The sequence below is a fragment of the Methylosinus sporium genome, from assembly GCF_003113265.1.
Classification (GTDB): Bacteria; Pseudomonadota; Alphaproteobacteria; order Rhizobiales; family Beijerinckiaceae; genus Methylosinus; species Methylosinus sporium.
This window is the reverse complement of record NZ_PUIV01000028.1, coordinates 20,920-47,634: the sequence shown is the minus strand read 5'-3', so window position 1 is coordinate 47,634 and position 26,715 is coordinate 20,920. Positions and strand designations below refer to the sequence as shown.

Annotated in this window: 27 protein-coding genes, 2 tRNA genes and 1 pseudogene; 11 read left to right on the top strand and 19 right to left on the bottom strand. The window is 64.3% G+C overall.

Going from position 1 to position 26,715, the window contains the following annotated elements:
- The 4 genes and pseudogenes from C5689_RS14840 to ybgC form a co-directional block, all read right to left on the bottom strand.
- Positions 1-278 (bottom strand): annotated as a pseudogene (locus C5689_RS14840) (cell envelope biogenesis protein TolA); the annotation flags it as partial.
- Positions 279-287: 9 nt separating this feature from the next.
- On the bottom strand, positions 288-737 hold the full coding sequence (locus C5689_RS14835; RefSeq protein ID WP_108918033.1) for an ExbD/TolR family protein: 450 nt from the start codon (positions 735-737) through the stop codon (positions 288-290).
- A gap of 16 nt (positions 738-753) precedes the next feature.
- Positions 754-1,491 carry a protein TolQ gene (gene tolQ / locus C5689_RS14830; protein WP_108918032.1) on the bottom strand — a complete coding sequence of 246 codons (738 nt, stop codon included), beginning with the start codon at positions 1,489-1,491 and terminating at the stop codon, positions 754-756.
- Positions 1,492-1,722: 231 nt separating this feature from the next.
- Positions 1,723-2,142, bottom strand: coding sequence for a tol-pal system-associated acyl-CoA thioesterase (gene ybgC / locus C5689_RS14820; RefSeq protein WP_108918030.1), 420 nt, complete (start codon positions 2,140-2,142; stop codon positions 1,723-1,725).
- A gap of 177 nt (positions 2,143-2,319) precedes the next feature.
- Here ybgC and C5689_RS14815 point away from each other — a divergent pair, with 177 nt between their 5' ends.
- Together C5689_RS14815 and C5689_RS14810 are read left to right on the top strand one after the other, a co-directional pair.
- A complete protein-coding gene (locus tag C5689_RS14815; RefSeq protein ID WP_108918029.1) occupies positions 2,320-3,138 on the top strand; it encodes a hypothetical protein in 819 nt (272 codons plus the stop codon).
- 107 nt (positions 3,139-3,245) lie between these two features.
- Positions 3,246-3,554 carry a hypothetical protein gene (locus C5689_RS14810; RefSeq protein WP_146188394.1) on the top strand — a complete coding sequence of 103 codons (309 nt, stop codon included), beginning with the start codon at positions 3,246-3,248 and terminating at the stop codon, positions 3,552-3,554.
- 295 nt (positions 3,555-3,849) lie between these two features.
- Here C5689_RS14810 and C5689_RS14805 read toward each other — a convergent pair.
- Positions 3,850-3,926, bottom strand: a tRNA-Pro gene (locus tag C5689_RS14805).
- A 92-nt stretch (positions 3,927-4,018) separates the two neighbouring features.
- A complete protein-coding gene (locus C5689_RS14800; RefSeq protein WP_167398728.1) occupies positions 4,019-4,528 on the bottom strand; it encodes a dihydrofolate reductase in 510 nt (169 codons plus the stop codon).
- A gap of 184 nt (positions 4,529-4,712) precedes the next feature.
- Between C5689_RS14800 and C5689_RS14795 the strand changes: the two genes are divergently transcribed.
- Positions 4,713-5,717 carry a Tim44 domain-containing protein gene (locus C5689_RS14795; RefSeq protein ID WP_108918027.1) on the top strand — a complete coding sequence of 335 codons (1,005 nt, stop codon included), beginning with the start codon at positions 4,713-4,715 and terminating at the stop codon, positions 5,715-5,717.
- 68 nt (positions 5,718-5,785) lie between these two features.
- Here the strand turns inward: C5689_RS14795 and C5689_RS14790 are convergent, their stop codons facing one another.
- The 6 genes from C5689_RS14790 to C5689_RS14765 form a co-directional block, all read right to left on the bottom strand.
- The gene (locus C5689_RS14790) at positions 5,786-8,323 is read right to left on the bottom strand and encodes a glycosyltransferase (protein ID WP_158271816.1); all 2,538 of its coding nucleotides are present in this window, start codon (positions 8,321-8,323) and stop codon (positions 5,786-5,788) included.
- A 134-nt stretch (positions 8,324-8,457) separates the two neighbouring features.
- Positions 8,458-10,698 carry a glycosyltransferase family 4 protein gene (locus C5689_RS14785; RefSeq protein WP_158271815.1) on the bottom strand — a complete coding sequence of 747 codons (2,241 nt, stop codon included), beginning with the start codon at positions 10,696-10,698 and terminating at the stop codon, positions 8,458-8,460.
- Positions 10,699-11,134: 436 nt separating this feature from the next.
- Positions 11,135-12,094, bottom strand: coding sequence for a GDP-L-fucose synthase (gene fcl, locus C5689_RS14780; RefSeq protein WP_108918024.1), 960 nt, complete (start codon positions 12,092-12,094; stop codon positions 11,135-11,137).
- Between the two features lie 262 nt (positions 12,095-12,356).
- Positions 12,357-12,433, bottom strand: a tRNA-Arg gene (locus C5689_RS14775).
- 64 nt (positions 12,434-12,497) lie between these two features.
- Positions 12,498-12,863, bottom strand: a complete 366-nt coding sequence (locus C5689_RS14770) for a 4a-hydroxytetrahydrobiopterin dehydratase (RefSeq protein ID WP_108918023.1) — start codon at positions 12,861-12,863, stop codon at positions 12,498-12,500.
- 16 nt (positions 12,864-12,879) lie between these two features.
- The gene (locus tag C5689_RS14765) at positions 12,880-14,106 is read right to left on the bottom strand and encodes an NADH-quinone oxidoreductase subunit D (RefSeq protein ID WP_108918022.1); all 1,227 of its coding nucleotides are present in this window, start codon (positions 14,104-14,106) and stop codon (positions 12,880-12,882) included.
- A 77-nt stretch (positions 14,107-14,183) separates the two neighbouring features.
- Here C5689_RS14765 and C5689_RS14760 point away from each other — a divergent pair, with 77 nt between their 5' ends.
- The 8 genes from C5689_RS14760 (at position 14,184) to C5689_RS14725 (ending at position 21,060) form a co-directional block, all read left to right on the top strand.
- The gene (locus C5689_RS14760; RefSeq protein ID WP_024880202.1) at positions 14,184-14,360 is read left to right on the top strand and encodes a DUF1328 domain-containing protein; all 177 of its coding nucleotides are present in this window, start codon (positions 14,184-14,186) and stop codon (positions 14,358-14,360) included.
- Positions 14,361-14,487: 127 nt separating this feature from the next.
- Complete coding sequence (locus C5689_RS14755; protein WP_244594724.1) at positions 14,488-15,387, top strand: YihY/virulence factor BrkB family protein; 900 nt, start codon at positions 14,488-14,490, stop codon at positions 15,385-15,387.
- Positions 15,388-15,414: 27 nt separating this feature from the next.
- The gene (ku, locus tag C5689_RS14750; RefSeq protein ID WP_108918021.1) at positions 15,415-16,320 is read left to right on the top strand and encodes a non-homologous end joining protein Ku; all 906 of its coding nucleotides are present in this window, start codon (positions 15,415-15,417) and stop codon (positions 16,318-16,320) included.
- An 18-nt stretch (positions 16,321-16,338) separates the two neighbouring features.
- Positions 16,339-18,090 carry a non-homologous end-joining DNA ligase gene (ligD, locus tag C5689_RS14745; protein ID WP_108918020.1) on the top strand — a complete coding sequence of 584 codons (1,752 nt, stop codon included), beginning with the start codon at positions 16,339-16,341 and terminating at the stop codon, positions 18,088-18,090.
- Positions 18,087-18,977, top strand: a complete 891-nt coding sequence (gene ligD / locus C5689_RS14740; RefSeq protein WP_108918019.1) for a non-homologous end-joining DNA ligase — start codon at positions 18,087-18,089, stop codon at positions 18,975-18,977. Before ligD (C5689_RS14745) ends, ligD (C5689_RS14740) begins: the two co-directional genes overlap by 4 nt.
- Before the next feature lie 29 nt (positions 18,978-19,006).
- A complete protein-coding gene (locus C5689_RS14735; RefSeq protein WP_108918018.1) occupies positions 19,007-20,272 on the top strand; it encodes an MgtC/SapB family protein in 1,266 nt (421 codons plus the stop codon).
- A gap of 57 nt (positions 20,273-20,329) precedes the next feature.
- Positions 20,330-20,773: a CBS domain-containing protein gene (locus C5689_RS14730; RefSeq protein ID WP_108918038.1), complete on the top strand. Its 444-nt coding sequence runs from the start codon at positions 20,330-20,332 to the stop codon at positions 20,771-20,773.
- Entirely contained in the window at positions 20,749-21,060 is a 312-nt protein-coding gene (locus tag C5689_RS14725) for a DUF3175 domain-containing protein (protein ID WP_108918017.1), read from the top strand. The genes C5689_RS14730 and C5689_RS14725 overlap by 25 nt, the downstream gene beginning before the upstream one ends.
- A gap of 12 nt (positions 21,061-21,072) precedes the next feature.
- On the opposite strand, the gene C5689_RS14720 is transcribed toward C5689_RS14725, so the two are convergent.
- The 7 genes from C5689_RS14720 to C5689_RS14690 form a co-directional block, all read right to left on the bottom strand.
- Positions 21,073-21,507: an HIT family protein gene (locus tag C5689_RS14720; RefSeq protein WP_108918016.1), complete on the bottom strand. Its 435-nt coding sequence runs from the start codon at positions 21,505-21,507 to the stop codon at positions 21,073-21,075.
- A gap of 254 nt (positions 21,508-21,761) precedes the next feature.
- Positions 21,762-22,631, bottom strand: a complete 870-nt coding sequence (locus C5689_RS14715; RefSeq protein WP_108918015.1) for a prephenate dehydratase — start codon at positions 22,629-22,631, stop codon at positions 21,762-21,764.
- The gene (locus tag C5689_RS14710) at positions 22,628-23,374 is read right to left on the bottom strand and encodes a 3-deoxy-manno-octulosonate cytidylyltransferase (protein WP_108918014.1); all 747 of its coding nucleotides are present in this window, start codon (positions 23,372-23,374) and stop codon (positions 22,628-22,630) included. Before C5689_RS14710 ends, C5689_RS14715 begins: the two co-directional genes overlap by 4 nt.
- Positions 23,371-23,778, bottom strand: a complete 408-nt coding sequence (locus C5689_RS14705; RefSeq protein ID WP_108918037.1) for a hypothetical protein — start codon at positions 23,776-23,778, stop codon at positions 23,371-23,373. The genes C5689_RS14710 and C5689_RS14705 overlap by 4 nt, the downstream gene beginning before the upstream one ends.
- 641 nt (positions 23,779-24,419) lie before the next feature.
- Positions 24,420-24,587: a 50S ribosomal protein L33 gene (gene rpmG, locus C5689_RS14700; RefSeq protein WP_108918013.1), complete on the bottom strand. Its 168-nt coding sequence runs from the start codon at positions 24,585-24,587 to the stop codon at positions 24,420-24,422.
- A gap of 269 nt (positions 24,588-24,856) precedes the next feature.
- Entirely contained in the window at positions 24,857-25,618 is a 762-nt protein-coding gene (locus C5689_RS14695) for a hypothetical protein (RefSeq protein ID WP_146188393.1), read from the bottom strand.
- Complete coding sequence (locus tag C5689_RS14690) at positions 25,615-26,688, bottom strand: GSCFA domain-containing protein (RefSeq protein ID WP_162301198.1); 1,074 nt, start codon at positions 26,686-26,688, stop codon at positions 25,615-25,617. Before C5689_RS14690 ends, C5689_RS14695 begins: the two co-directional genes overlap by 4 nt.
- Between the last annotated feature and the right edge of the window lie 27 nt (positions 26,689-26,715).

The window sequence follows — 26,715 nt, the reverse complement described above, 5'->3', positions numbered from 1 at the left end:
GCGACATCCTTCTTGGCCTCGGCGAGCGGCGGCAGCGGCTTCGTCTCGTGCTGCTCGGCGACCTTGTCGGTGCGCTGGACGGGCTTGATCTCCTTGGCGGTCTTCTCGCCCTTCATCACCTGATTGAGCTGCGCATCTGTGACGATATCGACAGGCACGGTCTCTTGCGCGTCATCGAATTTCTTCGTGTCCGAAAAGGCGATGAGCGTCGCCAGCAGCAGCCCGGCATGGACGGCCGCCGATACGACGAGACCTGGTTCGGAACGCGAGGGCTTCAACGCTTTCCCTCACTTCTTTTCCACTTCGGTCACGAGAGCGACCTTTTTGTAGCCGGCGCTCGTCACCATCGACATGATCTCGGCGACGCGGCCGTAATTCACCGTCTTCGAGGCGCGCATATAGATGCGCTCGTCGAAGCCCGCTTTGGCGGTCTCCTTCAGACGGTCGAGCAGCTGGCCGATCTCGATCGGCTGATCCATCAGAAAGATCTGGCCCTTGTCGTCCACGGCGATGGCCAGCGGCTTCTGATCGATATTGAGCGGGCCGGCCTTGGTCTGCGGCAGATCGACAGCGACGCCAGTGGCGAGCAAGGGCGCCGCCACCATGAAGATGATGAGCAGCACCAGCATCACGTCGATGAAGGGCGTCATATTGATCTCGGCCATGGCGCCATAGCGCGGCGTTCCGCGCCGGCGGCGTCCCGAGCCCTTGCGTCCTGCGGCGACCGACGCTCCCATTTTAAGGCTCTCCCGCTCAGGCCGCGCGATCGCGGCCGGACTGGCCGGCGTGCTGATCGATCTGGCGTGACAGAATGGCGGAGAATTCGTCGGCGAAGCTCTCGAGCCGCGCCTGGGTGCGGGCGACGTCGCCCTGCAGCTTGTTATAGGCGACCAGAGCCGGAATGGCGGCGAAGAGGCCGATGGCGGTGGCGAGCAGCGCCTCGGCTATGCCCGGCGCGACGACGGCGAGCGAGGTGTTCTTGGAGGCGGCGATGGAGCGGAAGGAGGTCATAATGCCCCAGACCGTGCCGAACAGGCCGACGAAGGGGCCGGCCGAGGCGACCGTCGCCAGCACCAGGAGATTGGATTCGAGCTTCTCGACCTCGCGGGCGATGGAGACGTCCAGCACTTTGTCGATGCGCGCCTGCAGGCCCATGAAGGAGGCGCCGGCGTTCTGGAAGGAGCGCTTCCACTCGCGCATGGCGGCGATGAACAGGCTGCCCATTCCGGCGGCCGGGCGCTCCTGCAGCTTGGCGTAGAGATCCTCGAGCGAGGAGCCGGACCAGAACACTTCCTCGAAGCGGTCCATGGCGCGGCGCGTGCGCGAGAACAGCAGCGCCTTGTTGACGATGATCGCCCAGCACCAGACCGAGGCCAGCAGCAGGCCGACCATCACCAGCTTGACGACGATATGCGCGCCCCAGAACATGCCCCAGATGGAGACTTCGGCGGCGGCGCCGGAGAGCGGGGCGGCGATTTCGGCTGGATTCATGAAAGTCGTCCTCGGAAGTCGCGGGGGGCGAAATCTGATCAGTTGCGGCGGAATCGGCTCCTGCTCGCGCCGGACAGCGGCCTCGAAGAAAAACAGGTCGCGCTCGCCGTGGCGGCGCCGAGCCGAAGGCTGCGGAGCCAGAGCGGTATGAAGCGCGAATCCGCCGAGATTTTGTTCAGGATGCGCCGCACAAAGACAAATATGAGCGGAAGGCTTAAGGGACCGTAAAGGTCAGGCGCCGCGCGGGCTGGCCACAGAGGCGAATTTTTCGCGGACCTGCGCCGGCAGACGGCGTGGCCGGCCGCCTTCCACGGCCGCGATCTTCACTTGCGCGCCGACGAGCAACTCCCCGCCGCGCATGACGCGCTGATCGAGATCGAAAGAAGCGCCGGACACTTCGCGAACGACCGTCTCCACAATGAGGAGATCGTCCATTTGCGCGGGCTTTCGAAAGTCGATGGTCATGGCGCGCACGACGAAGAACAATCCGCCCTGCGCCTGGAGAAGCTCGCGCTGGCCGAGGCCGAGATCGCGCAAAAGCTCCGTGCGGCCGCGCTCCATGAAACGCAGATAGGAGGCGTGATAGACGAGGCCGGAAAAATCCGTGTCCTCGTAATAGATGCGGACGGTGAGGCTGTGCGTGTGGGTCATTTCGCGCGCGCAAGATCGCTGGAGGCTCTGCTATACAGCAGGCCGCGGCGTCTCGCATCTCTCGTGATCCGCGAGGGAGAGCGCCCGCATTGCGCCGCAGCACGACGGGTTGCGCTGCAATATGTAATTCTGATACCTATCGATATGTCGCGCGCGTATCGAGGCTGAGAAGGGTCGATGAACAAAGAGCTCTGCGTGCTCGTCTGTGGCGTCGGGGAAAGGGCGTCGGCGGTCGCCAGACGGCTGATCGGCGAAGGCTATGCGACTGTGCTTCATCAGGAGCGGCCGCCGCGGAGTCTACGGCGGCGCATGTGCTATGCCGACGCCTGGTTCGACGGCGTCGCCGCGCTCGGCGGAGTCGAGGCGCGCCGCGCCGATCGGCCGACCGAATTTCTCTGCGGAATGCAGACTCGGCAATTTCTGCCGCTTCTGCTGCGGCCTTTCGACGAGGTGGTGGAGCGCTGGCCCTGGGACGTCATCGTCTCCGCGCCGGATCATGACGAGCGGCCCCCGCGCGCGCTCGCCGATCTGGCCGAGCTGACGATCGGCGTCGGCTCCGGCTTCGTGGCCGGGAGCGATTGCGATCTCGTCGTCGCGACCGATGGGCTCGATCCGGGCGCTGTGCTGCGGGCGGGAGATGCGCCGCCCAATCCCCGCGGCGCCGATCGCCTCGCGCTCGATTATTGGGATGTGATCGCCGCTCGCGAGGGCACGTTCGCTGCGCGCAAGACGATCGGGGATCGCATCGACGCCGAGGAGATTTTGGGCTTTCTCGGCGAGGAGCCGGTGCGCGCGCCGGTCGCCGGACGGCTCAGCGGGCTGGCCCGGCCCGAGCAGACGGCGCTCCCCGGCGCGCCCATCGCCGAGATCGCAACCTCCGATCGCGCGCCGGTGGCCGGCGTCGCCAACCGCAACAAGCTCATCGCCCGGGGCGTCTCTTTTGCGGTGGAAATGGAGGCGGGGGGCTGGACGCCGGTCTCGATCGGCTCGCGCTGAGACGTTTTTTTCAGAATGTGTGTCGGCGCATATTATTTGGCGCCGGCATTCGGCATGGCTCGCGCGGGCGCTGTATGGACGCGTCGCGACGCAGCCGGGTTTTCATCGTGCAACATGTTTCTCGTTTTGCTTTGCTCGTCTCCTTCGTCGCTCTGGTCGGCCTCGCCATGCGCCTGTCGCGTTTCGCGTCGGCCGCTTTCAACGATCCGAAACGGCTGCCGGCACCGACCGCCGATTCGCCCGTTCGTCACGAGCCGGGAGCCGAGGGCTGCGCCGACGTCGTCGGGCGAATGCTGCCGGAGGCGATGCGCGGCGTCGCGGAAGCGCATGGGCGCAGCTTAGCGCGCACGACGATCATCGGCGTCTACGCCTCCTACGATAATTACGCCAAGGCCGATGGTACGCGCCCGTGCTGACATATGAGCTCTCCCACACGCGATTTGTTCGGCTGGCGGGGATTTTGGGCGGAACGGCCGCCGAGCTGGTTCGTCGAATGGCTCGGCGTCATTGTCTCGGGCGGCGCCGGCGCGGAGGAGTGAGCGAGGAGGAGGCGACGCCGCCGGCTTCACCGCGCTGTCGAGCCGGCTGGAGGTGGGGGCGAGAGCTTCGCCGCCGCCTTCGCGGCGTCCTTTCGGATCGATCTACCGACGCGATCTCGCCGATATGCGCGAGCGACGGAACCGAAGCCCAAACGCCGAATTTTCATGAATTTGGTCGGAGTGAGAGGATTCGAACCTCCGACCCCCTCGTCCCGAACGAGGTGCGCTACCAGGCTGCGCTACACTCCGATCTGGCGTCCGCGAAGCGGTCGCCGCTGGTCGAGGCGGTTTATAGCTTCACGTTCTCCGACCTGCAACAGCTGTTTGCGCCTCTTCCACTCTCACCTGCGTTCGAGCCGCAGATATTGGAAATCCGCCTCGTCCTCCGGCAGACGGGGCGGCGTCTCGCGCCGCGTCTCGCGCCATTGGGCGGAATCGAGGGCTGGGAACAGTGCGTCGCCGGCCACCGTCAGCGCCACTTCGGTCAGGTGAATCACATCGGCCTGCGGCAGAAAGGCCGAGTAGACCTGCGCGCCGCCGGCGACGATGATCTCCGGCGCTCGCATCGATTCGGCGAGTCGCGTCGCGAGGGCCAGCGCTTCCGAGCGGTTGCGCGCCACATGCGCGCCTTCGGGACGAAAATCCGGATCGCGCGATAGAGCGACGGTTTCGCGGCCGGGCAGGGCGCGCCCGATCGATTCGAACGTCCGCCGCCCCATGACCAGCGGCTTGCCCCAGGTCAGCTCGCGAAAACGCGCGAGATCGCTCGCGAGCCGCCAAGGCGTCCGCTCATTTGCGCCGATGACGCGATTGCGCGCCATGGCTGCGACGAAGACCAATTTCGGCGTCACGCGCTAGAGACCTCCTCTTCGCATCGAGTCGTCTAAATGGAAAATTAGAACAGTTTGCGACCTTATGAGCGTCGAAAACGGTTCTGCTTCCGCCGCGCGGCCCTTTGCCGCGAGGTGGGAGCTTTCCTATATAGATTGCGCCCGAGTGATTCCTCATCTCTGGGCGAACCGCTCGAGGATAGTCATGTCGACTTGGACATCGAACGCCAAATCACTGCCGGCCCTGGCGCTCGCCGCGCTCATTGCTTTCGCCCCGGCGCTCGCCGAGGCCAAAATGGGCGGCGGCGCGAGTTCGGGAAGCCGCGGCTCGCGAAGCTTCACGGCGCCGCCCGCGACGACTACGGCGCCGCGACCGGCTGCGCCCATGGAGCGCAGCGTGGCTCCGCAACCGGCGCCTCAGCCGCAGGCTCAGCCGGCCGCGCCGCAGCGCCCTGCCGCCGCTCCTGCCGCCAATCCGGCCGGCGGCGCCTTCGGACGCGGCTTGCTCGGCGGCCTCGCCGGCGGCCTGCTCGGCGCGGGCCTGTTCGGCCTCCTCTCCGGCAATGGGCTGATGGGCGGGCTCGGCGGCCTCGCCTCGATCATCGGGCTTCTGGTCCAGATCGCCATCATCGTCGTTCTGGCGCGGCTGGCCTTTCAATGGTTCGCCGGCCGTCGCTTCGCCGGAGCCATGGGCGGCGCGGGAGGCGGCTCACGTCCGAGCGCCTTCGCCTTCACCGGCGGCGGGACGGGTCTCGGCGGCGGCGCGGCCGCGGCGCGTCACGCCGCCAGCGAGCCCTTGAGCCTGCGTCCAGAGGATTTCAACTCTTTCGAGCGCGTGCTCTCCGACGCCCAATCCGCCTATAGTCAGGAGGATATCGGCCGGCTGCATGATCTCGCGACTCCGGAGATGGTCTCTTATTTCTCCGACGACATTCGCGCCAATGCGCGCGAAGGAGTCATCAACCGCATCTCGGAGGTGAAGCTGCTGCAGGGCGATCTCTCCGAGGCCTGGCGCGAGGGCCAGGACGAATATGCGACTGTGGCGATGCGCTTCGCGCTGATCGATCTCTTCATCGATCGCGCGACCGGCAAGATCGTATCCGGCGACGCCTCGCAGCCGACGCAATCGACCGAGGTGTGGACCTTCCGCCGCCCGGCCGGAGAAGGGCCCGAGGCCTGGAAGCTCTCCGCGATCCAGCAGACGGCGTGATCCGCGCGCCTTTTGCGGCTCTGTGACGAAATGCGAAGCGCCCCTCTCTCTAGGGGCGCTTTTTCGTCTCATCTCTTCGTCAGGCGCTCGAATTCCGCGATATGAGCTTCGGCGCAGAGCGCCCAGGAAAAATCCTGCGCGCGGCGGAGGGCTTCCATCTTCAGCCTCCGCCGCTCTGTCGTATCGGTGGCGATACGCAAAATCGCCGCGGCGATTTCGGATGGGTCGAGCGGATCGACGAGTATAGCGGCGTCGCCGCCGATCTCTTCCGTGCTGGAGCCGCGAGAAGTGACGACCGGCGCGCCGCAGGCGAAGGATTCGAGAATCGGCAGGCCGAACCCTTCGGCGAGCGAGGGAAAGACGGTGCAGATCGCGCCTTCGTAGAGAGTCCAGAGGTCTGCGTCCGGCACACGCCCGAGAAAATGTATCCGCTTCGTCGCATCGAAGGCGGCCTTGCGGAGGTCGGCGAGGTCGACATTCCATCCTTCCTGGCCGACGATCAGCATATGCAGGCCGCGCGCCTCCGGCCGGCTCGCCAGAAGCGCGAAGGCGGAGATCGCATTGAGCAGATTCTTGCGCGGCTCGATGGTGCCGATGCACAGAAAATAACGCGCGCTCCGCGGCAGATCGACGATTTTGCGGAGCTCGCGCCGCCCCGTCCGGCCGCTCCCGTCGGCGGCGAGATAGGCGACGGACGAGGAGGCCCGCAGCGTCGGCAGAGCGCTCTGCAGCTGCTGTTGCGTCGCGCGTGAATTGCAGAAGATATGGCTCGCCGTCAGGAGCTGACGCAGCTGGCGCTGGAATGTCGAAACGGCCTCCGCGCTGAACCATTCCGGCCGCTCCAGCGGAAACAGATCATGCATCATTATGCATTGCGGCAGCGCGGCGAAGCGCGCCGGCGCGGCTTCGATCGGGAAATAGGGGAACAGCACGACGGCGCGCGCCGGGATCGGGTCTTCGGCGTGAGCCTCGCGCTCGAGCCAGATGGGCTCCGCCTCGACCAGTCGGCTCCATTCGCGCCGCAGCGACGGCGAATGGAAGACGCGCAGCGTCACGCGGGAATCGTCGAGCATCTCGTGCACGACGTTCTTCGCATAGCGATGAACGCCGGTTCGCGCTTTCGGATCGACGATCGCCATGCAGAGCACGTCGATATTGACATAGACGTGGACCGCGTCGTCTCGCGCCGGCGCCGCCACAAGTCTCGCGACCGTCTCCGACAAAGCCTGCAAGGTCGGCGACGCCAGGGCGCGGGAATCGCTCGGCTCGTCGACGAGGGCGGCGCGTCCCCGCGTCGCAACGAGGCGTCGCGCTTTGAGAAATTCGTCGCGCGAGGGCGCACGACCTCGCGCCGCCAACAGGCAGGCAAGCGTGAATTGCGAATCCGACATGTCCAGCGCGGCGTCGATTTTCTTTCCGCCGAAACGTGGCGCGGAAAGCGCGACATCGAGTTCCGCGACCAGCGGCCGCGGGCGGCCGCGATATTCTCCCGACCCGACGAATTCGACGATGGCGGCCTCGCGCGACTTTCCGGCGCCGATCGCATGGGCATAGCTGTGCAACTCATTGTCGGAGCAGCTGCGCTGAAGCAGATAGGCATAAGCGAGCAGGACGAATTCGAGCGCCGGCAGAGACAGAAGAATTTCGAGATCGTCGCAGGCGAGAAAGGCGGGATCGGCGGGCGGCACGAGGCGCGGCGCGAAAGCGCGCCGCTCGGCGCCCGACAATGTCATGAATTTGACGGCGCGCAGGAGCTTGGATCGCGTGCGCGCGTCGAAGAGCGACAAATAGCGGCCATAATAGAAAACGAAGGCGCGCGTGCGATGTTCCGCCGGGCAATATTCGTTCAGAATATGCAGGATCGGGCGCACGAAATTGGCCGAGCGCAGGGAGAAGAATTTCATATTCTTCTTCGAGAAGGGGCCGTCGGCGTCGAGCGTGAAGCGATTATAGAGCCGCGCGCGAAGCGCGACGAGGCGCGGGAGGCCGGCCTTTTCGGCGCGCATGGTGAATTCGCTGTCCGCATGATAATGCGGCGCGTTGCGCTGCTCGTAGAGGCCGATCTTCTCGAAGACGGATTTATGGACGAGCGTGCCATTGCCGCACAGATAGTCGACCGCGATCATGTCGGCGCCGATTCGTGTCTTCGCGTCGAGCGCATCCTCATAGAGATTGGCGAGCCCGGTCTGCACGAAGGCGCCGTTCTCCCAATCATTATAGGCGCCGACTCCCCAGAGCCGGCCGGGATCATTGGCGAAGGAGATCACGCTGCCGACGATGGGGGCGTCGCTCTCGAGCGCGCCCTCGACGATATTGGCGATGAAATCATCGGGAAGAATGGCGTCGTCATTGAGCGTGAGAATATAGTCGCAGCCGTCCTTCAGCGCGGCCACGACGCCGGAATTCGTCGCCGCGGTCCAATAATGCCAATCGGGGTCGTCGATGACGGTGATCTCGCTCGCGCCGAGCGCGCGGAGCGCCTGCGGCGTGCCGTCGGTCGAGCCCGAATCGACGATGTAGAGCCGAAAAATAGGATAATTCTGTTTTCTCATGCTCTGCGCGAAGCCGAGCGTCCAGTCGCGCCGATTGCGGACCGGCGTCACCACGCCCACGATCGGGTAGATATGCTCCTTTTTCTGCGGGGCGGCCGGCTTCCCGCGTAGCCTCTCCGATGTCGGAGGCGATTTGCCTTCGACATTCGCACGATCGCGCCCAAGGAAGATATCTGCCATTCTCATTGTCAGTGACCGGCTCGAGAATCGTCAGGGAGAGAGACGCGGCCGGGAAAGCGCAGACGCGTCCCCCGCGTGCAAAAGGCGCTGAGATAGGCGATGTCGCCATTGTATAGATCGCTGAGCGGCCCGCCGCGGCGGATCACCGCATCGACCACCGCATAGCCGCTTCTGCGCCGCGTCTCATATCGCAGGACGCCCTCGATTTCCGTCGGCGGCGGGTCGAGCATGATGTTGGCGGCGCCGACATCCAACTCGCCGTGCGTCGCCGTCGGATTGAGATCGAGACCCATCAAAAGCGCGTCCATGATATTGGCCCGATAAAGGGAATCGCTTTGAGGCAGAGTGGTTACGAGCTGATAGAGCGCGTCATTGTAGCGATGACTGAACTCGCGCGTCGCGAGCTCGCGCGCTCGGGGCTTGGACGAGTCGAAAACGATCAGTCGACGCGCTTTCGCGAATAGGGATCGCAGTGTTTCGTCGCGTAGCAGGGAGATGTCGACGCCGACGGTCACCTGGGCCTGCGCGCCGAAGAGATGCGCATGATAGCGATTTATATCCTCGATCTCGCGCAAAGTCGCGATCTCGTCCGCGTCGAGCGGCGCGAGATAGAGCGCGAATACGGCGAGACGCTCGATGATCGCTGGACGCTTCTCGCGTCGAAACGTGGGCGCATCGGCCGCGGCGTCGCGCTTCTTGCGTTCGACGAGACTCTCTATGGCCTTCGTCAATTGCTCGCCCATTTTTCGCGACGAGAAATTTTCGCCTTGCACAAAGCCTTTTTCGGCGAGCGCGCGGCGGCGGTCCTCGTCGAGCCAGAAGCGCTCTATGTCGTCGGCGACGGCGATTGCGTTGCGTTCATTCTCGAAATAGGCGCAAGCGTCGCCGCAGATTTCCCGGATCGCAGAGGATGTCCCCGTCAAAATCGGAACGCCGAGCTTCATGGCATCGACGAGGGGAATGCCGAAACCTTCATACAGAGATGGAAATACGAGGCCGACGCTATGGACGAAATAATGGAGCAGCGTCGATTCCGGGAGGAAGGACTCGGTCCGCACGAGGTCCGAGACGTCGAGCTGCGCGGCCACGGCCTTCAGCTCCGCGACGCGATCTTTCTTCGCGCCCGTGTTGGTCAGCATGATCGGAACGTCGAGGCCTCGTCGGCGGAGCAGGGCGATGGCCTGCAATAATATCTCGTGGTTCTTGTGAACCCAAGGCACGGCCGGATAAATGAGATAGCGACCGGCGTCGCAGCTCTGGGCGCGTGCGGCGGCGATGTCGTCTCGCGACAGGCCGGCGTCCTCGGCCATGAAGCCGCTGAGGTGAGCCACGTGAATGCCGTCGACGCCGTAAAATCTCTCGAAGTTGCGTTTCTCGAATTCGGAGATGGCGACGAGAAGATCGGCGCGATCGAACACATAGCCGTATTCGCGCAGACGCATCGCATTCTCCGTATCGGAGAAAAATGTCGGATGATGCATGTGCTGCAGATCGAGAACGCAACCGAGCACTGGCACATGCTTGGGAATATAGGTCGGACGCAGCGCGTTCAGCGGGTCGAAATAGCAGTCGCACCAGTCGAGATGCTGCGTCATTTGCGCAGTGTCGTCGGCGGTGACGACGACGAATTCGGCCTTCGGATAGCGCTGCGCGAGATCGGCGTGATAGGGCGGGATGGCGACGCGCAGCGTGACGAAGTCCGGCAGATGCGCGAGATAGGCCTTGCATACGCGGCCGGCGCCGCCGGCCCCTTCGGTTTCCGGGAGCAGTCGCACCAAATTCATGAGCAGGCGAATGCGCCCTTCGCCTTCGCGCCGAAGCCGCGCGGCCTGCTCCTGAGCGGAGGTCGGCTCGAATTCGAGCTGCAGAAGCGAGAAAACGGGCCGCGAGCCGTCGGCTGGATCGAAGCGAATGCGCGTGACCGGCGCGGCGAAGCGGCAATAGGCGGTGAATCCGCCGTCGGACTCTTCGAAAAAGCGAATGCGTTGACGCGTGTCCTCGGAAAATCCCGACCCGGTGTCGATGTAGATGCTGGCCTCTCGGAGCTGGTCGAGCGCTGCGCCGCCGACCGCCCGAATTGCATAAGGGCCGGCGGGGAGCGGAATGACGCCGAAGCCCGCAAGATCGAATTGAGGATCGCCGCCGGTGACCTCCCACTCGCCGACCGCATTCGCTGTCGCCTCTAGGTCGATGAGGGGAACGATGTCGAAACGGCGGGGAAAACGTCCGATGAGCTTGCCGAGGTTCATCGATCGGACGAGATTCTTGGCTGATTCGGCGATCGACACGCAGGCCTCAAATCGTTGACTTTTCCAACCAATATAGCGATATTTCATCTAGTCAACTCGTTCTCGACAAAAAGCTCGGGCCGTCCGGCGAAGGTGAGGAGAGCCTGATGCTTCCTTTCTCTCGAGGGCCGGATCGGACGCCGCCCAGCGTCCGATCACTGCGAAAACTCGGGACGTGGCCTCATTTTCGTGCGCCTTCGGCGTTCGTCCTCTCCCGAAGGCGCGGCGGAAGCGTCTCTCTGGCGGTCGTCTCGTTCATCCGATCGCCTCGGACGAAATCGTCAGATCGGAGCCGTCGCATCGCGATCGCGGATCAGTTCGCAACATCGGCTGCGCGCCAAATCGCGTGCGCGCCGTCTCGTTCGAGTGCGACCGTTGCTCTCGAAATCTCGGAGCGTCAGCCGACGGGCTCGAGGACCGGAGCCCGCTCGGCATTCTCCTTGGCGAGGAAGCATCGATAAGCATCGGCGATTCCCTCGTCGAGGGAAATCTGCGGCGTCCATCCGAGATCGCGAAGCCGGCTCGAATCCATCAATTTGCGCGGCGTGCCATCCGGCTTGGTCGTGTCGAATACGAGCCGGCCGGAAAATCCGACGACGCGCTGCACCGTCTCGGCGAGCTCGCGGATCGTGACCTCGGAGCCCGCGCCACAATTGATGTGCTCATAGCCGTCATAATTATCGAGGCAGAACACGACGCCGCGCGCGAGATCGTCGACATGCAGAAATTCGCGCAGCGGCGTTCCCGTGCCCCAAACGACCACCTCGTCGCGACCGGCCTCCCTGGCTTCGTGAAATTTGCGGATGAGGGCCGGCAGCACATGGCTCGTCTGCAAATCGAAATTGTCGTTCGGTCCGTAGAGATTGCAGGGCATCACCGAGATGTAGCTGCGGCCATATTGCTTGCGATAGGCCTGACAGAGCTTGATGCCGGCGATTTTGGCGATCGCATACCATTCATTGGTCGGCTCCAGCGGCCCGGTCAGAAGGGCGTCCTCCGTGATCGGCTGCGGCGCGAATTTCGGATAGATGCAGGAGGAACCGAGGAAAACGAGACGATTTACGCCGGCTGCATGAGCGGAGTGAATGATATTGGTCTCGATGGCGAGATTGTCGTAGATGAAATCGGCCGGATAAGTATCATTGGCGTAGATGCCGCCGACTTTCGCCGCGGCGAATACGATAGCGTCGGGCCGGTTTTGCTTCAGCCAGACCTCGACTGCAATCTGATTGCGGAGGTCGACCACGGAGCGATCGACCTTCAATACAGATTCGCCCTGCGCCTCGAGACATCTCGTCACGGCGGAGCCGACCATGCCTTTGTGCCCGGCGACCCAAACTCTGCGTGCGTCGGCCATTTGCAAAAATCCTCGCTCGGAGCCGAGGTCCACCCACGAGCTCGCTATGGAAGCCCGCAATTTTTATGGCAGATGCATCCCGCAGCGCAAACGAAAAATTCCGAGGGAAGCCGGCGCTCGCACGAAAATCGGGCTAACGAGAGACGAATAGGCGCGATTTGTTCGGTGAGGAACGCGTGCGGCGGCGCAACACTCGCCGCGAACCGGCGGCGGCCCCGCCGAGCGGAGGTTTCGAGGCGACGCTGTCCGGACAGTTGCGAAGTGGCGTCCCGGAAGGGATTCGAACCCCTGACCTACGGTTTAGGAAACCGTTGCTCTATCCTGCTGAGCTACCGGGACCGCGACACGGACATGTACTAGAGCGAGCGGCGTTTGAAAAGCCGGCGCAAGGGACGGGTCGGCCTCACATGCGGCCTGCCGGCAGGCCTCGCGAGCGAGAGAAGATGCGGTCGATCTTCGTCGCCATTATGACGTCGTTCTCGTGCAGGCCGCGGATTTTCTTCGTTTGCAGCGAGACGGTCGCATAGCCCCAGCCGAAGGCGATGTCCGGATGATGGCCTTCCGCCTCGGCCAATTCGCCGATCTGGCGCACGAATTCCGCCGCCTCGCGGAAATTGCCGAAACGAAAGCCGCGTTCTATGCGCCGCGCTTCGTCCATCAGCGACCAATCGGGCGCTTCGGCGAGCAGAGCCTCGGCTTTTGCGTGGTCGAGCGGCGGAACGCCGCCGCGGCAGGGCGTGCAGGTCTTTTCCGCGAGCGTCGTCGGCATGTCGGTTTCTCCTTTTTCAGCGGTCGATCTCTCCGAAGACGATATCCATCGAGCCGACGATGGCTGCGACATCGGCCAGCATATGGCCGCTCGAGAGCCGGTCGGCCGCCGCCAGATGGGCGAAGGAGGGCGCGCGAATCTTGCAGCGATAGGGACGATTCGATCCGTCGGCGACGAGATAGACGCCGAACTCGCCCTTGGGCGCCTCCACGGCGGCGTAGACCTCGCCGGGCGGAACGTGAATCCCTTCGCTGAACAGCTTGAAATGCTCGATCGTCGCCTCCATCGAGCGTTTCATCACGCTGCGTTTGGGGGGCGTCACCTTATGGTCGTCGACGGCGATCGGCGTGCGGCCTTCCGGCCTGCGCAGCAAAGCGACGCATTGGCGCATCAGATGCGTCGATTGGCGCATCTCGGCCATGCGCACGCAATAGCGGTCGTAGCAATCGCCGTGACGCCCGACGGGAATGTCGAAATCCAGCTCCTCGTAACATTCGTAGGGCTGCGCCTTGCGCAAATCCCATTGCGCGCCGCAGGCTCGCACAAACACGCCGGAGAAGCCGAGGCCCCAGGCCTCCTCCAGCGACACGGCGGCGATGTCGGCGTTGCGCTGCTTGAAGACGCGATTATCGGTGAGCAATCCTTCGAGATCGTCGCAGACTTTCAGGAATGGATCGCAAAAGGCCTCTATATCGTCGAGCAGAGCTGCGGGCAGGTCCTGATGCACGCCGCCGATGCGAAAATAGCAGGCGTGCATCCGCGCGCCGGAGGCGCGCTCATAGAAGACCATCAGCTTCTCGCGCTCCTCGAAGCCCCAGAGATTGGGCGTCAGCGCGCCGCAATCGGAGGCCTGCGTGGTGATGTTGAGCAGATGCGAGAGCAGCCGCCCGATCTCGCAATAGAGCACGCGAATGAGCTGCGCGCGTCTGGGAACCGCGAGGCCGAGCAGCCGTTCCGCGGCGAGGCAGAAGGCGTGCTCCTGATTGATCGGCGCGACATAATCGAGCCTGTCGAAATAGGGCAGGGCCTGCAGATAGCTCTTGTCCTCGATGAGCTTCTCCGTGCCGCGATGCAGGAAGCCGACATGCGGGTCGACATGGGAGACGACCTCCCCGTCGAGCTCCAGCACCAGCCGCAGCACGCCATGCGCGGCCGGATGCACAGGGCCGAAATTGATGGTGAAGCTACGCTCTCCGTCGGCGCGCGGGAGCGCGCCTGTTCCGGCTCTGGTCCCCAAGCTCATTTCCGCCTCCTCTCGCGCGAAACCCGTTGGGCGCGCCGACGTTATCCCTCATCCATCCTCTATGGGAGGAGACAGAGATGAGCGATCTTCTGCGCTGGGCCGTCGTCTTTCTCGTGGTCGCGCTGATTGCGGCCTTCTTCGGCTTCGGCGGCGTCGCCGGCACGGCGATCGACGCCGCGCGCATATTGTTCTGGGTGGCGGTGGTGCTCTTCATCATCGCCCTCGTCGGCGGCGTGCTGCGGCGCGGCGTCTGAGGCAGCCGGCGACGGCGCCGGAGCGTCGCCGCCGCTTCTCTTCAACGTCGCCGGATGACGAAAGTTGCCGACGTCCTATGGCTCTATATGCTCGACTATCGCTTGCCGGCGAGCGTGGGAGCCGAGATTGGACGAGGTCGACAAAGCAGTCTTCCGGCGCGCTCTCGGGTCGCTCGCGCCATGGGCGGAACGATTGCCCGCGCCGCTACGCATTCCGCTGGACGCTTTCCTGCATTTCGTCGATCGCGACGGCTTCGCCATAGCGAGCCATATCGCGCTCTCGACATTGATGTCGCTGTTTCCCTTTCTCATCGTGGTCACGGCCTTCGCCGGCCTGCTCGGCTCGAAGAGCCTCGCGGACGAGGCGGGCCGCCTGCTGCTCGACGCCTGGCCGCCGGAGGTGGCCGAGCCGATCGCGCGAGAGATCCGGCGCGTCGCGACGGAGCCGCAGGCCGGCAATCTCACCTTCGGCGCGCTCTTTGCCGTCTATTTCGCCTCCAGCGGCCTCGAGAGCCTGCGCATCGGCCTCAATCGCGCCTATGAGGCGCAGGAGACGCGCAGCTGGTGGCTGCTGCGGCTCGAGTCGATCGTCTATGTGGTCGGCAGCGCGGCGGCCCTGCTGGCGCTCTCGGTGCTGGTCGTGCTCGGCCCGCTCATCACCGACGCCGCTGCGCGCTATTTCGACTGGTTCGCGCCTTTCGAGACGTTGGTGACGCTCGCGCGCTATGGCGTGGCCACTTTGATTTTGGCGCTGACGCTGCTGTCCGTTCACGCCTGGCTGCCGGCGGCTAGGCGGCGCTTTCTCGACATACTCCCCGGCGTGCTGGCGACGCTGCTGCTGTGGCTCGTCGCCGGCGCCGCCTTCGGCCGCTATCTCGCCGCCTTCTCGGACCGCTATGCGCTGACCTATGCGGGCCTCGCCTCGGCGATGATCGCGCTCGTCTTCCTCTATTTCTCGGGCGTCATCTTCATCTATGGCGGCGAGCTCAACGCCGCCATCGTCCGCGCGCGCCGCGGCGCTAGATAGAGCGCGAACAGCAAAGGGTGTCACCTCATGGCTCCACGCGCGCGCGCTTATTGGCAAGGCTATCTGCGGCTTTCGCTCGTCTCCATCGGCGTCGAACTCTATGCGGCGACGTCGAGCGCCCAGGCGACGACGCTGCATCAGATCCACAAGCCCTCGGGCAAGCGCGTGCGCTATGAGAAGGTCGTGCCCGGCGTCGGCCCGATCGACTCCGCCGATATCGTCAAAGGCTTCGAGATCGGCGACGATTCCTATGTCGTGCTGGAGCCGGACGAGCTCGACGAGATCAAGCTCGACAGCGGCAAAGCGATCGAGCTGGTGCAATTCGTCGGGCGCGAGGAGATCGATCCGCGCTATTTCGACCGGCCCTATTATCTGGCCCCGGAGGGCGACGTCTCGACCGAAGGCTATGCGGTGATCCGCGAGGCGCTGCGCCGCGCCGGCAAGATCGGCATCGGCCGGCTCACCATGCGCGGGCGCGAGAGCATTGTTGCGGTGACGCCGCTCGGCAAGGGGCTGCTCGTCGAGACCTTGCGCTACGCCAATGAGCTGCGCTCCTATGAGCCTTATTTCGTCGAGATCGGCGAAGGCGACAGCGACGCCGAGATGGTGGCGCTGGCGTCCGAGCTGATCGAGCGCAAGAGCGCGCCTTTCGATCCCAAGGCGTTCAAGGATTCCTACGCCGAAGCGTTGCGCGATCTCGTCGAGCGCAAGCGCGAAGGACAGGCGATCGTCACCACAGGCGAGGAGGAGCGTCGCGGCCCCGGCAAGGTGATCGATCTCATCGAGGCGCTGAAGCGCAGCGTCGGCGAGAGCGCGCCGCAACCCGCACACGGCAAGGCGCGCGCCGCCGAGCCGGCGAAAAAGGCGAGTCCGGCGAAGACGGCGTCAGCCAAGGCTGCGGCGAAGACGGGGCCGGTCAAGAAGCGCGCGTGACCGCGAGAGGAGCGCAAATTGGGTCCATCCGAGCGCTCATCACCGGCTCATCGTGCTTCTCCCCGCGCGCGGCCGCTCGCGGCGAAGGACGAGCGGCTCGCCGCTTATCGCGACAAGCGCGATTTTCACCGCACCGCAGAGCCGGAAGGCGCCGCGCGCGCGCAAGGGCAGGGCGCCTATGTCGTGCAGAAACATCGCGCGCGCCGGCTGCATTTCGATCTGCGCCTCGAGCTGGACGGCGTGCTGAAGAGCTGGGCCGTCACGCGCGGCCCCAGCCTCGACCCGAGCGAGAAACGGCTCGCCGTGCGCACGGAGGATCATCCGCTCGATTATGGGAGCTTCGAGGGAACCATCCCGAAAGGCGAATATGGCGGCGGCGAGGTGATGCTGTGGGACCGCGGCCGCTGGGCTCCGAAGGGCGATCCGCATCGCGGCCTAGCGGATGGGCGTCTCGAGTTCACGCTGGAAGGCGAGCGGCTCAGGGGCGGCTTCGCGCTGGTGCGCATGCCGCGCCGGGGCAGGGAGCCGAAAGAAAATTGGCTGCTCGTCAAAATGAAGGATGGGCAGGCCGACGCCGATCTCGATCCGGCGCGCGAATGGACGCGCAGCGTCACGACGGGCCGTAGCTTCGCGGAGATCGCCGATGGCGAAACCCATGCGCCGCGCTTGCCGAAATTTCGCGCGCCGCAGCTCGCGACGCCGGCCGCCGAGCCGCCCGCCGGCGAGGACTGGCTGCATGAGATCAAATTCGACGGCTATCGCGCGCTCGTCGCGACGGGGGGCGGCAAGTGCCGCGTCTACACGCGCTCCGGCCTCGATTGGACGGCGAAATTTTCGGGGATCGCCGAGGCCGCCGCGCAATTGCCGATGAAAAGCGCGCTCATCGATGGCGAGATCGTCGCGCTGGAGGAGAGCGGCCGCAGCGATTTCGGCCTGCTGCAGAAGATGCTGGAGAAGCGCCCGCGCGCGCTCGTCTTCTACGCCTTCGATCTGTTGGAGCTCGATGGCGACGATATTTCCAAAGAGCCATTGCTCGAACGCAAGAATCGTCTCGCCGCGCTGCTCGCCGAGCCGCCGGCGGCGATACGCTACAGCGGCCATGTGATCGGCGCCGGCGCGCGTTTTCTCGCCGAATGCCGACGCATGGGGCTCGAGGGCGTCGTCTCCAAGCGCGTCGATCGTCCCTATCTCTCGCGGCGCACGCGCGCCTGGATAAAGGTCAAATGCCTCGGCCGCGATGAGTTCGTCGTCGGCGGCTATCGTCCTTCGACGAAGAAGGGCCGCGACTTCGCCTCTCTGCTGCTCGGCGAATTCGTCGATGGCGAATTGCTCTATCGCGGCCGTGTCGGCGCCGGCTTTTCCGATCGCGATCTCGCGCAGATCGGCGCCGCTCTGCGCGCCTATGCGCGCAAGACCTCGCCCTTCGCCGCCGTGCCGGCGGAGATCGCGCGTCATGCGCGCTATGTGGCGCCGCGGCTCGTCGTCGAGATCGATTACACGGAGCGCACCGAGGAGGGGCTGCTGCGCCATCCGACCTTCATCGGCCTGCGCGAGGACAAGCCGGCGAGTGAGGTGAGCTCTACGACGACCTGCAATCCTCGCCCTCATGCCGAGGAGGCCGCGAAGCGACCGTCTCGAAGCACGAGGGCGAGATCCATCAGCCAGCGCATGAAGGCTCCCTCGTCCTTCGAGACGCGCCCTGCGGCCGCTCCTCAGGATGAGGGAGCCCTCACCCCAGCGCCTCGCGAGCCCAAGCGAGGCCCGCGATGATCCGCCTCACCAACCCGGACAAGCCGCTCTATCCGGCCGCCCTTCATGTCACCAAGCAGAGGCTGGTCGATTATTGGCGCCGCGTCGCGCCTTTCGCTCTGCCGCATATCGCCGGGCGGCCGCTGTCGCTGCTGCGCTGTCCCAATGGCGCGGCGCATGGCTGCTTCTTCCAGCGCCATCATCGGCGCGGCCTGCCCGCGGGACTCAAAGCCGCGCCCATCGCCGGGAGCGACGGCGAACGGGAAGAATTTCTCTTCCTCGACGATCTCTCCGGCCTCGAAGGCGCGGCGCAGATGGATGCGCTGGAGCTGCATATTTGGGGCGTGCGCTTCGATGCGCTGGAACGTCCCGATCGTCTCGTCTTCGATCTCGATCCCGATCCATCGGTGACCTTCGAGGAGGTGAAGCGCGCCGCCCGCGATTTCCGCGCCTTGCTGGAGGCGGCGGGGCTCGCGAGCTTCGCGCTGCTCACCGGCGGCAAGGGGCTGCATGTCGTCGCGCCGCTGGATGACGCGCTCGACTGGCCGACCTTCACCGGTTTCGCAAGAGGCGTCGCCAGCCGTCTCGCCGCGGATGATCCGGCCCGCTTCACCGCAATGGCGACCAAGGCGCGGCGCCATGGCCGCATCTATATCGACTATCGGCGCAATGATCGCGGCGCGAGCGCGGTGGCGCCTTTCTCGCCGCGCGCGCGGGAGACGCCTTCCGTGGCGACGCCCGTCTCCTGGGACGAGCTCGGCCGCATAGAGCGCGCCGACGCCTATTGCCTCGACAAGGTGGAGCGCCGCCTCGCCGCGCTGCGCGCCGATCCTTGGGCCGGCTATTTCGATCTGCGACAAGGCGTCTCGCCGGCGGCGCTGCGCATGTTCGCCGGAACGAGGCTATAGTTCTTCGCGTTTTTTTAAAAAGGCCGGCCATGGAGACGACCGAATTGTTCCGCCGCCTGACGGTGGCACTGGCGATAGGCCTTTTGATCGGCCTCGAGCGCGGCTGGCAGGCGCGCGAGGACGAGGAGGGCGAGCGCGCCGCGGGCTTTCGCACCCATGCGCTGGCGGCGCTGCTCGGCGCCGTCTGGGGCGCGATCTGCAATCAGACCGGCATAGGCGGCGCCGTCTCGCTCGGCTTCGCCTTCATGGCTTTCGCCGGCGCGATCGTCCTGTTTCGCTATCGCGAGATCGTCCATGACGAGACCTTCGGCGCGACCACAGTGGTCGCCGCTATGCTGGCTTTCGCGCTCGGCGCTTTCGCCGTCGTCGGCGATGTCGAGGCCGCGGCCGCGGCGGGCGTCGCCACTGCGGGATTGCTGGCGCTGAAATCCGCGAGCCATGGCTGGCTGCGGCGCCTCAGCTGGGTGGAGCTGCGTTCCGGCCTGACGCTCGCCGCCATGACGGTCATTCTGCTGCCGCTGCTGCCGGACCGCGCCGTCGATCCGTGGAAGACGGTCAATCCGCATGAGATCTGGCTGCTGACCGTGCTGATCGCGGCCATCAATTTCCTCGGCTATGTGGCGATGAAGGCGGCGGGCGGCGCCGGCGGCGTGGCGCTCACGGGGATCGCCGGCGGCCTCGTCTCCTCCACCGCCGCGACGATGACGATGGCGCGCCTCTCACGCGAGCAGGCCGACGGCGCGCCGCTCTTCGCCGCCGGCGCTCTCTTCGCCAACGTCACAATGGCGCTGCGCGTGCTGGCCGTCGTCGCGCTGATCGACATCGAGCTCCTCGGCGTTCTCGCGCCGCCTTTCGCCGCCGGCGGCGCCGTCATGCTCGCCTTCGCGCTTTTCTTCATGCGCCGCGCCGTCGCGTCTTCGACCGATGTAGGCCCTGTGTCGAAGAACCCTCTCGATCTCGGCGTCGTGCTCCAATTCGGCGCGTTGCTCACAGTGGTCGCAATCCTCGCGCGTCTCGCGACGCGAGTGGCCGGCGGCGCCGGCGCGCTCGCGGTCGCGGCGATCTCGGGCGTCGTCGATGTCGACGCCATTACTCTGTCGATGGCGCGGCTCGATCGCGCGACGGTCTCGCTCGATGTGGCCGCGGCGTCGATCGGCCTCGCCGTCGCCGTCAACACGCTCTCCAAGGCGACGCTGACATGGTGGCTCGGCGTCGCCGGCCTCGGTTTGCGCGTCGCCGCCGTTTCCGCGCTGGCGCTCGCCTGCGCCCTCGCAGTCGCGCTGCTGGCGCGCTGATAGCGCGGAACCTTCGCCGGCCCCGCAAGTTTTCCAAGGCAAACACGGAGTCGAATGATGAAGATCAAGGACATCATGACGCGCGAGGTCTGTCTCGTCGAGCCCGATCAGACGATCTGCGACGCGGCTAAACGCATGGCCGATCTCGACATCGGCCTGTTGCCGGTCGGTGAGAACGATCGTCTCGTCGGCATGATCAGCGATCGCGACATCGCCTTGCGCGCCATCGCGGCCGGCAAGGGCGCGGAGACGAAGATACGCGACGTCATGACCAGAGACGTTCGCTATTGCTATGAGGATCACGACGTCGAGGATGTCGCGCAGAACATGGCCGAGCAGCAGCTGCGTCGGCTGCCCGTGCTCGATCGCGGCAAGCGCCTCGTCGGCATCGTCTCGCTCGCTGATCTCGCGATGGATCGCGACGCCGGCCTCAGCGGCGCGACATTACGCGGCGTTTCCCAGCCCGGCGGTCACCATTGCCAGAGCGCGCGCGCCGCCTGAGCGGCGAGAAAAGCAAATCCGCCTATTGGTCGGCCGAGGTCGGGCGCAAGAGCAATGCGCTGGACCTCGAGCCCGACGTCTTCACGCAGGACGATCCCCGCGCCATAGCGCGCTCGCTGAAGCGCTCGGCGGAAAACAGCGAGCGCCGCAAGAGCGCGCCCTTCCGCTCCGCAATGTCCATGCTGACCTTCTACATCAATCGCGCCGGACGAGGCCTGCCGGCGGAGCGCCGCCGCATTTTGGAGAGGGCCAAGACAGAGCTGCGGAAAATATTCGGGCGCGCTTGAAGCGGGCGACGCTCAGCCCGCAAACGGGCCGAGCGCGGCTCTGATCTTCTCCGCCTGCGCCTTCAGCTTCTCGCCATCGGCCATGGTTCCCGGCGGCCGCAGCGCGACGCCCTCGAAGCGCGGCAGAATGTGGAAATGCAGGTGAAAAATCACCTGTCCGCCGGCGCTCTCATTGAACTGCTGCAAGGTGAGGCCGTCGGCGCCGAAGGCGTCCTTGGCCGCCTTGGCGACATGCTGCACGCGGGAAATGAGCGCCGCGAGCGCGGCCGGGTCGATGTCCAGGAGATTGCGTGCCGGAACCTTGGGGATCACCAGCACATGGCCCTCGGCGCGCGGCATGATGTCCATGATCGCCAGCGCCACATCGTCCTCATAGACCTTATGCGCCGGAATCTCCCCGCGCAGGATTTTGGCGAACACATTGTCATTGTCATAGGCTGCGGCCATGGGGCTTCTCCCGTCTGAAACCAGCGAAATCGGGCGGAACGACAGAGACGTATGAAAGATCGCGTTTCCACCTCCCCCCTCCAGGGTGAGGTCGAGCGCCGAAGGCGCTCGGGAGGGGGACTTCCCGAATCTCGGACCCCGTCCGGCCATAGGGCGTTCTATAAAGAACGCCCGTCGCAAGCGCCGGGCTATTCGCCGGCCGACCCTCTCCCTGAAGGGGAGGGTGATGCGCGCCGTCGATCGTGCGTCCGAAACTAATCGCCATATTCGAAGCTACGCTTGTTCTCCTGGCGGAAGCGATGCGCCGGATAGACGCCGATGATCTCCAGCTCCTTGGAGAAGAAGCGCAATTCGTCGAGCGCGCGGGCGAGCGGCGGCTCGTCTGGATGGCCGTCGACATCGGCGAGGAAGCGCGTCGCCGCGAATTCGCCGTCGACCATATAGCTCTCGAGCTTGGTCATGTTCACGCCATTGGTGGCGAAGCCGCCGAGCGCCTTGTAGAGCGCCGCCGGCACGTTGCGCACGCGGAAGACGAAGCTCGTCATCGTCGGGCCATTGCCCGCCGCCGCCCATCTCGACGTCTTCGACAGCACGACGAAGCGCGTCGTGTTATGCGCGGCGTCCTCGACATTCTCGGCGAGAATGTCGAGACCATATATGTCCGCTGCGAGGCGCGGCGCGAGGGCGGCTTTGCTCGTGTCGTTCCATTCGGCGACTTCCCGCGCGGCGCCGGCGGTGTCGCCGGCCGTATGAGCGGTGAGGCCGAGCGCGCGGATGATCTTGCGGCACTGGCCGAGCGCGTGCACATGGCTGTAGACGCCGCGCAACGTCTCGCGCGTCGCGCCGCGCGTCGCCATTAGCTGAAAATGGATCGGCAGAAAATATTCGCCGATGATGTAGAGCCCGGCGTTGGGCAGGAAATGATGAATATCCGCCACGCGGCCGGCAATCGAGTTCTCGATCGGGATCATGCCCAGCGTCGCGACGCCCTCGGTCACCGCCGCGAAAGCGTCCTCGAAGCTGGCGCAGGGCAGGGGTTCGTGATCAGGATAGGCTTCCCGGCAGGCAATGTCGGAATTGGCGCCGGGCTCGCCCTGATAGGCGATTTTCGGCCGCTCGCTCATCGACGGCTCCGTTCGTCTTTGTCCCGCGCCTCGCGCAGGCGTTGAAGGTCGGCGCTGGTATCCACCCCGCGGGCGGCTTTGTCCAGAATCATGGCGTCGATGCGCATTCCGGCCTCGAGCGCGCGCAGCTGCTCCAGCCGCTCGCGAAGCTCGAGCGCGGAGGGCGGCAGGGCGGCGAAGCGCGCCAAAGCCGTGCGGCGAAAGGCGTAGACGCCGATATGATGGTAATCCGGCCCATCGTCGTATGGCGCCGGAGCGCGGGTGAAATAGAGCGCCCGCATCCGACGCGGCGCGATCTCGGCGCCGATCAGCTTAACGGAATTGGGGTCGTCGCGCTCGCCCGGCCCGGCCGGCGCGGCGAGCGTCGCGATATCCACATCAGGGTCCGCGAGCGGCTCCAGCGCGGTCGCCAGCGTATCGGGGGCGATGTCCGGCTGGTCGCCCTGAAGATTGACGATGATGTCATGCTCGCCGGCCGGATCGAGGCTGGCGACCGCCTCGCCGACGCGGTCGCTGCCGCAGGCGTGATCGCCGCTCGTCATCGCCACGCGCCCGCCGGCCTCTGCGACGATCGCCGCGATCTCGGGAGAATCGGTCGCCACCGCGACCGGGCCGATCGCGGCGGCGAGGGCCTTTTCCAGCACATGCAGGATCATCGGCCGCCCCGCTATGGGCGCCAGCGCCTTGCCGGGAAGGCGCGAGGAGCCCATTCGGGCGGGGATCACGACGAGCGGGCGGCTCAATAGGCGTTCTGGTCTTCGCCGACCCAGCCCTTGTCAGACCGCACGAAATGCAGCGTGCCCTCGGCTTTCAGCACTTCGCCCTTCTGGAAGCTCTGGCTCCGCGCGAGACCGAGATAGGCGCAGCGTCCCCGCGCGCGCTCATTCGCGCAATCGGCCTCATAGGCCTCCGGGAACTGCACCTCGGCCTCGTACAAGAACTCATAGGCCTCGGCGTTCGGCGTTTTCAGTGCGCGGCCGTCGATTTTCTTGAAGGAGATCAGCTTGCCATTGACGCCTTGCTTGGAAAGCAGATTGCGCAGCACTTTGGCGCCGACGGCGTCATTGGGCTCGCGGCCGCCGCTGCAGGCGGCGAGCGCCAGCGCCGCCGCGCCGATGAGCGCCAATCCGAGACCACGAAACTTCATCGATTTTCCTCCCACGCCGCTGACGGCCAAACCCGATCGGCGGCCCCCGGCCGGCTGGGTTTGCCACAAAGCTCGGTCCCGAGCAAAGGCGTCGTGGACAAGCGCCCGCAGAGCGCGCTCACTGCCGCGGAGGCGTCATCACAAGCCACTGTTTTTGACTTAGTATCTGGAAAGTTGTAGAAAATTTTGCCAGATGGTTGCATTTTTATGCAGCTGAGCTAACCTCAGCCATGCCAAAACGTGATGCGCGTCGGGCAGCGTCGGGGGCAAAGAAGAATAAGAACCCAAGGCGTGCTTTTGCGTTGGATGCGTATCGGCAGACAACTTCGAATACCCTGCGGAGTGCTCAGGTCCGCCGCATCTCCTGGGTCCGTGGGGTTGGCCGGCTGGCGTTGGTTGGAGTGGCCTCCTTAAAGCCAGCGCCAGTCGGCCGCCTTCGTTTCGGGAGAAACGAAGGCGGCCGCAGCCGGTGGGCGTGACGATCGAGGAACAATCTTCTCTCCGCCTGAAACGAAACGAGCCCGGAACGGAGAAATCCGTTCCGGGCTCGTTTCGTTTCAGTATCACTTAGAGCTTCGGGCGTCTTCGAGCTTCGAAGCCGCGATAGCGGCGCCGGAAGAGGCGGGCTGGCCCGCCTCGCCTCACTTGATCTTGGTTTCCTTGAACTCGACATGCTTGCGCACGACGGGATCGTATTTCTTGAACACGAGCTTCTCGGTCTTGGTGCGGGCGTTCTTCTTCGTCACATAGAAGGAGCCCGTGTCGGCCGTCGACAGAAGCTTGATCTTGATCATGGCGGATTTGGCCATTGCCGTCAGTCCTGAACTTGTGAGGGGACACTCTCGCTCCGGTCCCGATCCTCACGAACCCGGCGGCGCATTGGCCGGCACCATAAGGACGCGGGCGCCTTTGTCAAGGCGGGCGGTGGCGCGCGATCGCCGATTTTGGATCTCTTTGGCGTAATTTCGGCACGCTTCGCGCCGCCAACGTCCCAGGCAGGCTCCTATCTTATCACTAGGCCCCAGCGGGATCGGGGCTCTCAAGGACGGATCATAGCCACGAGAGGTCGTTCGAGCGCTCACGGGAAGACGGATCGAGCGAGAATGACGCCGTATGTATCGCTGCCATGGAGCATGGCTCCAATCGGGTCGGATGTTGCGATATTTTGATCTGTCAGTAGAGAGAATTCGCGACGATTGAACAGGCCGTTTTCGCTCGCTTCTGTAATCGGAGGAACGATTCTCACGCCATGGGTTGCGGCAAGACGATTGCACACCTCACGGAAGATCATCGCGATTGCCTCGGCGTCTCCGTGCTCCAAAGCCGCATAGAAAGGGGGAAAATCCGCCGGCATGTCATTTTTTTCGAGTCCCGCGCCTGGATTAGGCGTAGCAACGAGAGTAATGGGCTTATCAGTGATCGATCGAATCAGTCGGATGACAGTGAACGCCTCGACGCCTTCGACGAGGCGCTGGCTTGTGGCTAAAAAGCAACTATCGGATAAGAGATACCGGCCGCGGGTCGGGCCGGGCATACAATCGCTGCGATAGTTTCGGTACAGACTAACTACATACCCAATATAGAGGCCGAAGCCGACAATCAAGAACTCGTCGTAGGAGTCGATTGTGATCATCTCCTGTCCGCCGCTGGCCATGGCGAGTTCGTATCGCGCCTCCTCGGTTTCAGCTTCAACCTTGCGTTCTCGTATGCGCAGCGCCGGCACATGACGACAGTGCAAGCCGAAATAAGTCAAAGCATGCCGCGTAGAGACTCCATTGGCTTCAATTCCAAACCTCAGAGCGCTCGAATGTGAATCGCCGATCAGACAGATATTCGTCATGGCGCAAAGGCCTCCAACAGCATTTCGTCACAAAAAACCTCCTGCAGTGCGTCTATCGCGGCGACACTGCAGCGAGCGCTTTGAACCTCATTGTGCGGCGTCTCCGCAACACTCTCGACAGAGCCGAAATGTTCGCGAAAGAAAGTCCGCATAACAACATCGACGCCGGCTGCTGAAATCGAACGTAGGTTGCTCTCGTAGAAAAAGCCGCGCGCCTGCGCGCCTGCGATGATTTCGAACGAGGGAAAATAGTCTATGTCTTGGAAAGACATTGCGAGATAGCCAGCGACGGCGCGAAGTACGGATTTTGAGTATGTCGTCGCCGCCAGAACATGCTCATGACCGGCCGTTGCAGTCAGAGGAACCGGCGAAACAGTGAGCATGAAGCGAATGTCACTTTTCAGAGCTTTCAATAGGTTCCGCAGCTCAAGAAAATCTTGCAGCACTTCATCGTAGTTAAAATTTTTGAATGTATAAATCAACGGGTCGTAAGATCCCACGATCGCCCCCGGCGCAGTTGGATAGACGGTACCGTCCTCGCGATGAATCCAGGCTTCTGTCAGTCCCATAGTGAAGACAAGAAGATCGGTTTGCTCAAGCATCGATCGGACACGAGATAGATGCTGAGCGCGATGCTCTACGACAGCCATGACCGAACAGAGGCCATCAGGCTCTATCGATGGACGCAAAGCGTCGAAGAAGCGACCGTTTTTTTCCCACACTGTAACTGATGGCCTACGCAGGCCACTGCATTCCTGGATCAATTGTAGCAGCTGGCGAACTGTATACACATTGCCGTATCGAGCGGAATAGAGTCGAAAACCAAACCGCTTCGCGGTCTCTGTATCGAGGTCGGGAGGCGGCAATTCGCTATCGAGAACTTGAAATCCTCGCTGCCGCAATCTGTGAGCAATGTGCTGAGCAAAGCAGCTGCCGGCCGTCGCGATTCGGTCATTCCGCCCGATTTCGAATTTTTTGACGTAAATATCCGTCAATTCGAGAGGATGCGTTTCGCTGACGCCCGTTTTCCAAAAAGAGCGTCGTTCAAGGCCATTATATGGGGAAACCAATTTACTCTCCCACTTCAATCAGAGCTT

Coding starts and splice junctions, on each gene's coding strand:
- ybgC (WP_108918030.1), bottom strand. CDS start 2,142: ATGACCCACACGCACAGCCTCACCGTCCGCATCTATTACGAGGACACG.
- tolQ (WP_108918032.1), bottom strand. CDS start 1,491: ATGAATCCAGCCGAAATCGCCGCCCCGCTCTCCGGCGCCGCCGCCGAA.
- C5689_RS14730 (WP_108918038.1), top strand. CDS start 20,330: ATGAAGATCAAGGACATCATGACGCGCGAGGTCTGTCTCGTCGAGCCC.
- C5689_RS14770 (WP_108918023.1), bottom strand. CDS start 12,863: ATGCCGACGACGCTCGCGGAAAAGACCTGCACGCCCTGCCGCGGCGGC.
- C5689_RS14760 (WP_024880202.1), top strand. CDS start 14,184: ATGAGCGATCTTCTGCGCTGGGCCGTCGTCTTTCTCGTGGTCGCGCTG.
- C5689_RS14695 (WP_146188393.1), bottom strand. CDS start 25,618: ATGACGAATATCTGTCTGATCGGCGATTCACATTCGAGCGCTCTGAGG.
- ku (WP_108918021.1), top strand. CDS start 15,415: ATGGCTCCACGCGCGCGCGCTTATTGGCAAGGCTATCTGCGGCTTTCG.
- C5689_RS14835 (WP_108918033.1), bottom strand. CDS start 737: ATGGGAGCGTCGGTCGCCGCAGGACGCAAGGGCTCGGGACGCCGCCGG.
- C5689_RS14715 (WP_108918015.1), bottom strand. CDS start 22,631: ATGAGCGAGCGGCCGAAAATCGCCTATCAGGGCGAGCCCGGCGCCAAT.
- rpmG (WP_108918013.1), bottom strand. CDS start 24,587: ATGGCCAAATCCGCCATGATCAAGATCAAGCTTCTGTCGACGGCCGAC.
- fcl (WP_108918024.1), bottom strand. CDS start 12,094: ATGGCCGACGCACGCAGAGTTTGGGTCGCCGGGCACAAAGGCATGGTC.
- C5689_RS14720 (WP_108918016.1), bottom strand. CDS start 21,507: ATGGCCGCAGCCTATGACAATGACAATGTGTTCGCCAAAATCCTGCGC.
- C5689_RS14735 (WP_108918018.1), top strand. CDS start 19,007: ATGGAGACGACCGAATTGTTCCGCCGCCTGACGGTGGCACTGGCGATA.
- C5689_RS14705 (WP_108918037.1), bottom strand. CDS start 23,778: ATGAAGTTTCGTGGTCTCGGATTGGCGCTCATCGGCGCGGCGGCGCTG.
- C5689_RS14795 (WP_108918027.1), top strand. CDS start 4,713: ATGTCGACTTGGACATCGAACGCCAAATCACTGCCGGCCCTGGCGCTC.
- C5689_RS14765 (WP_108918022.1), bottom strand. CDS start 14,106: ATGAGCTTGGGGACCAGAGCCGGAACAGGCGCGCTCCCGCGCGCCGAC.
- C5689_RS14785 (WP_158271815.1), bottom strand. CDS start 10,698: ATGAACCTCGGCAAGCTCATCGGACGTTTTCCCCGCCGTTTCGACATC.
- C5689_RS14815 (WP_108918029.1), top strand. CDS start 2,320: ATGAACAAAGAGCTCTGCGTGCTCGTCTGTGGCGTCGGGGAAAGGGCG.
- ligD (WP_108918019.1), top strand. CDS start 18,087: ATGATCCGCCTCACCAACCCGGACAAGCCGCTCTATCCGGCCGCCCTT.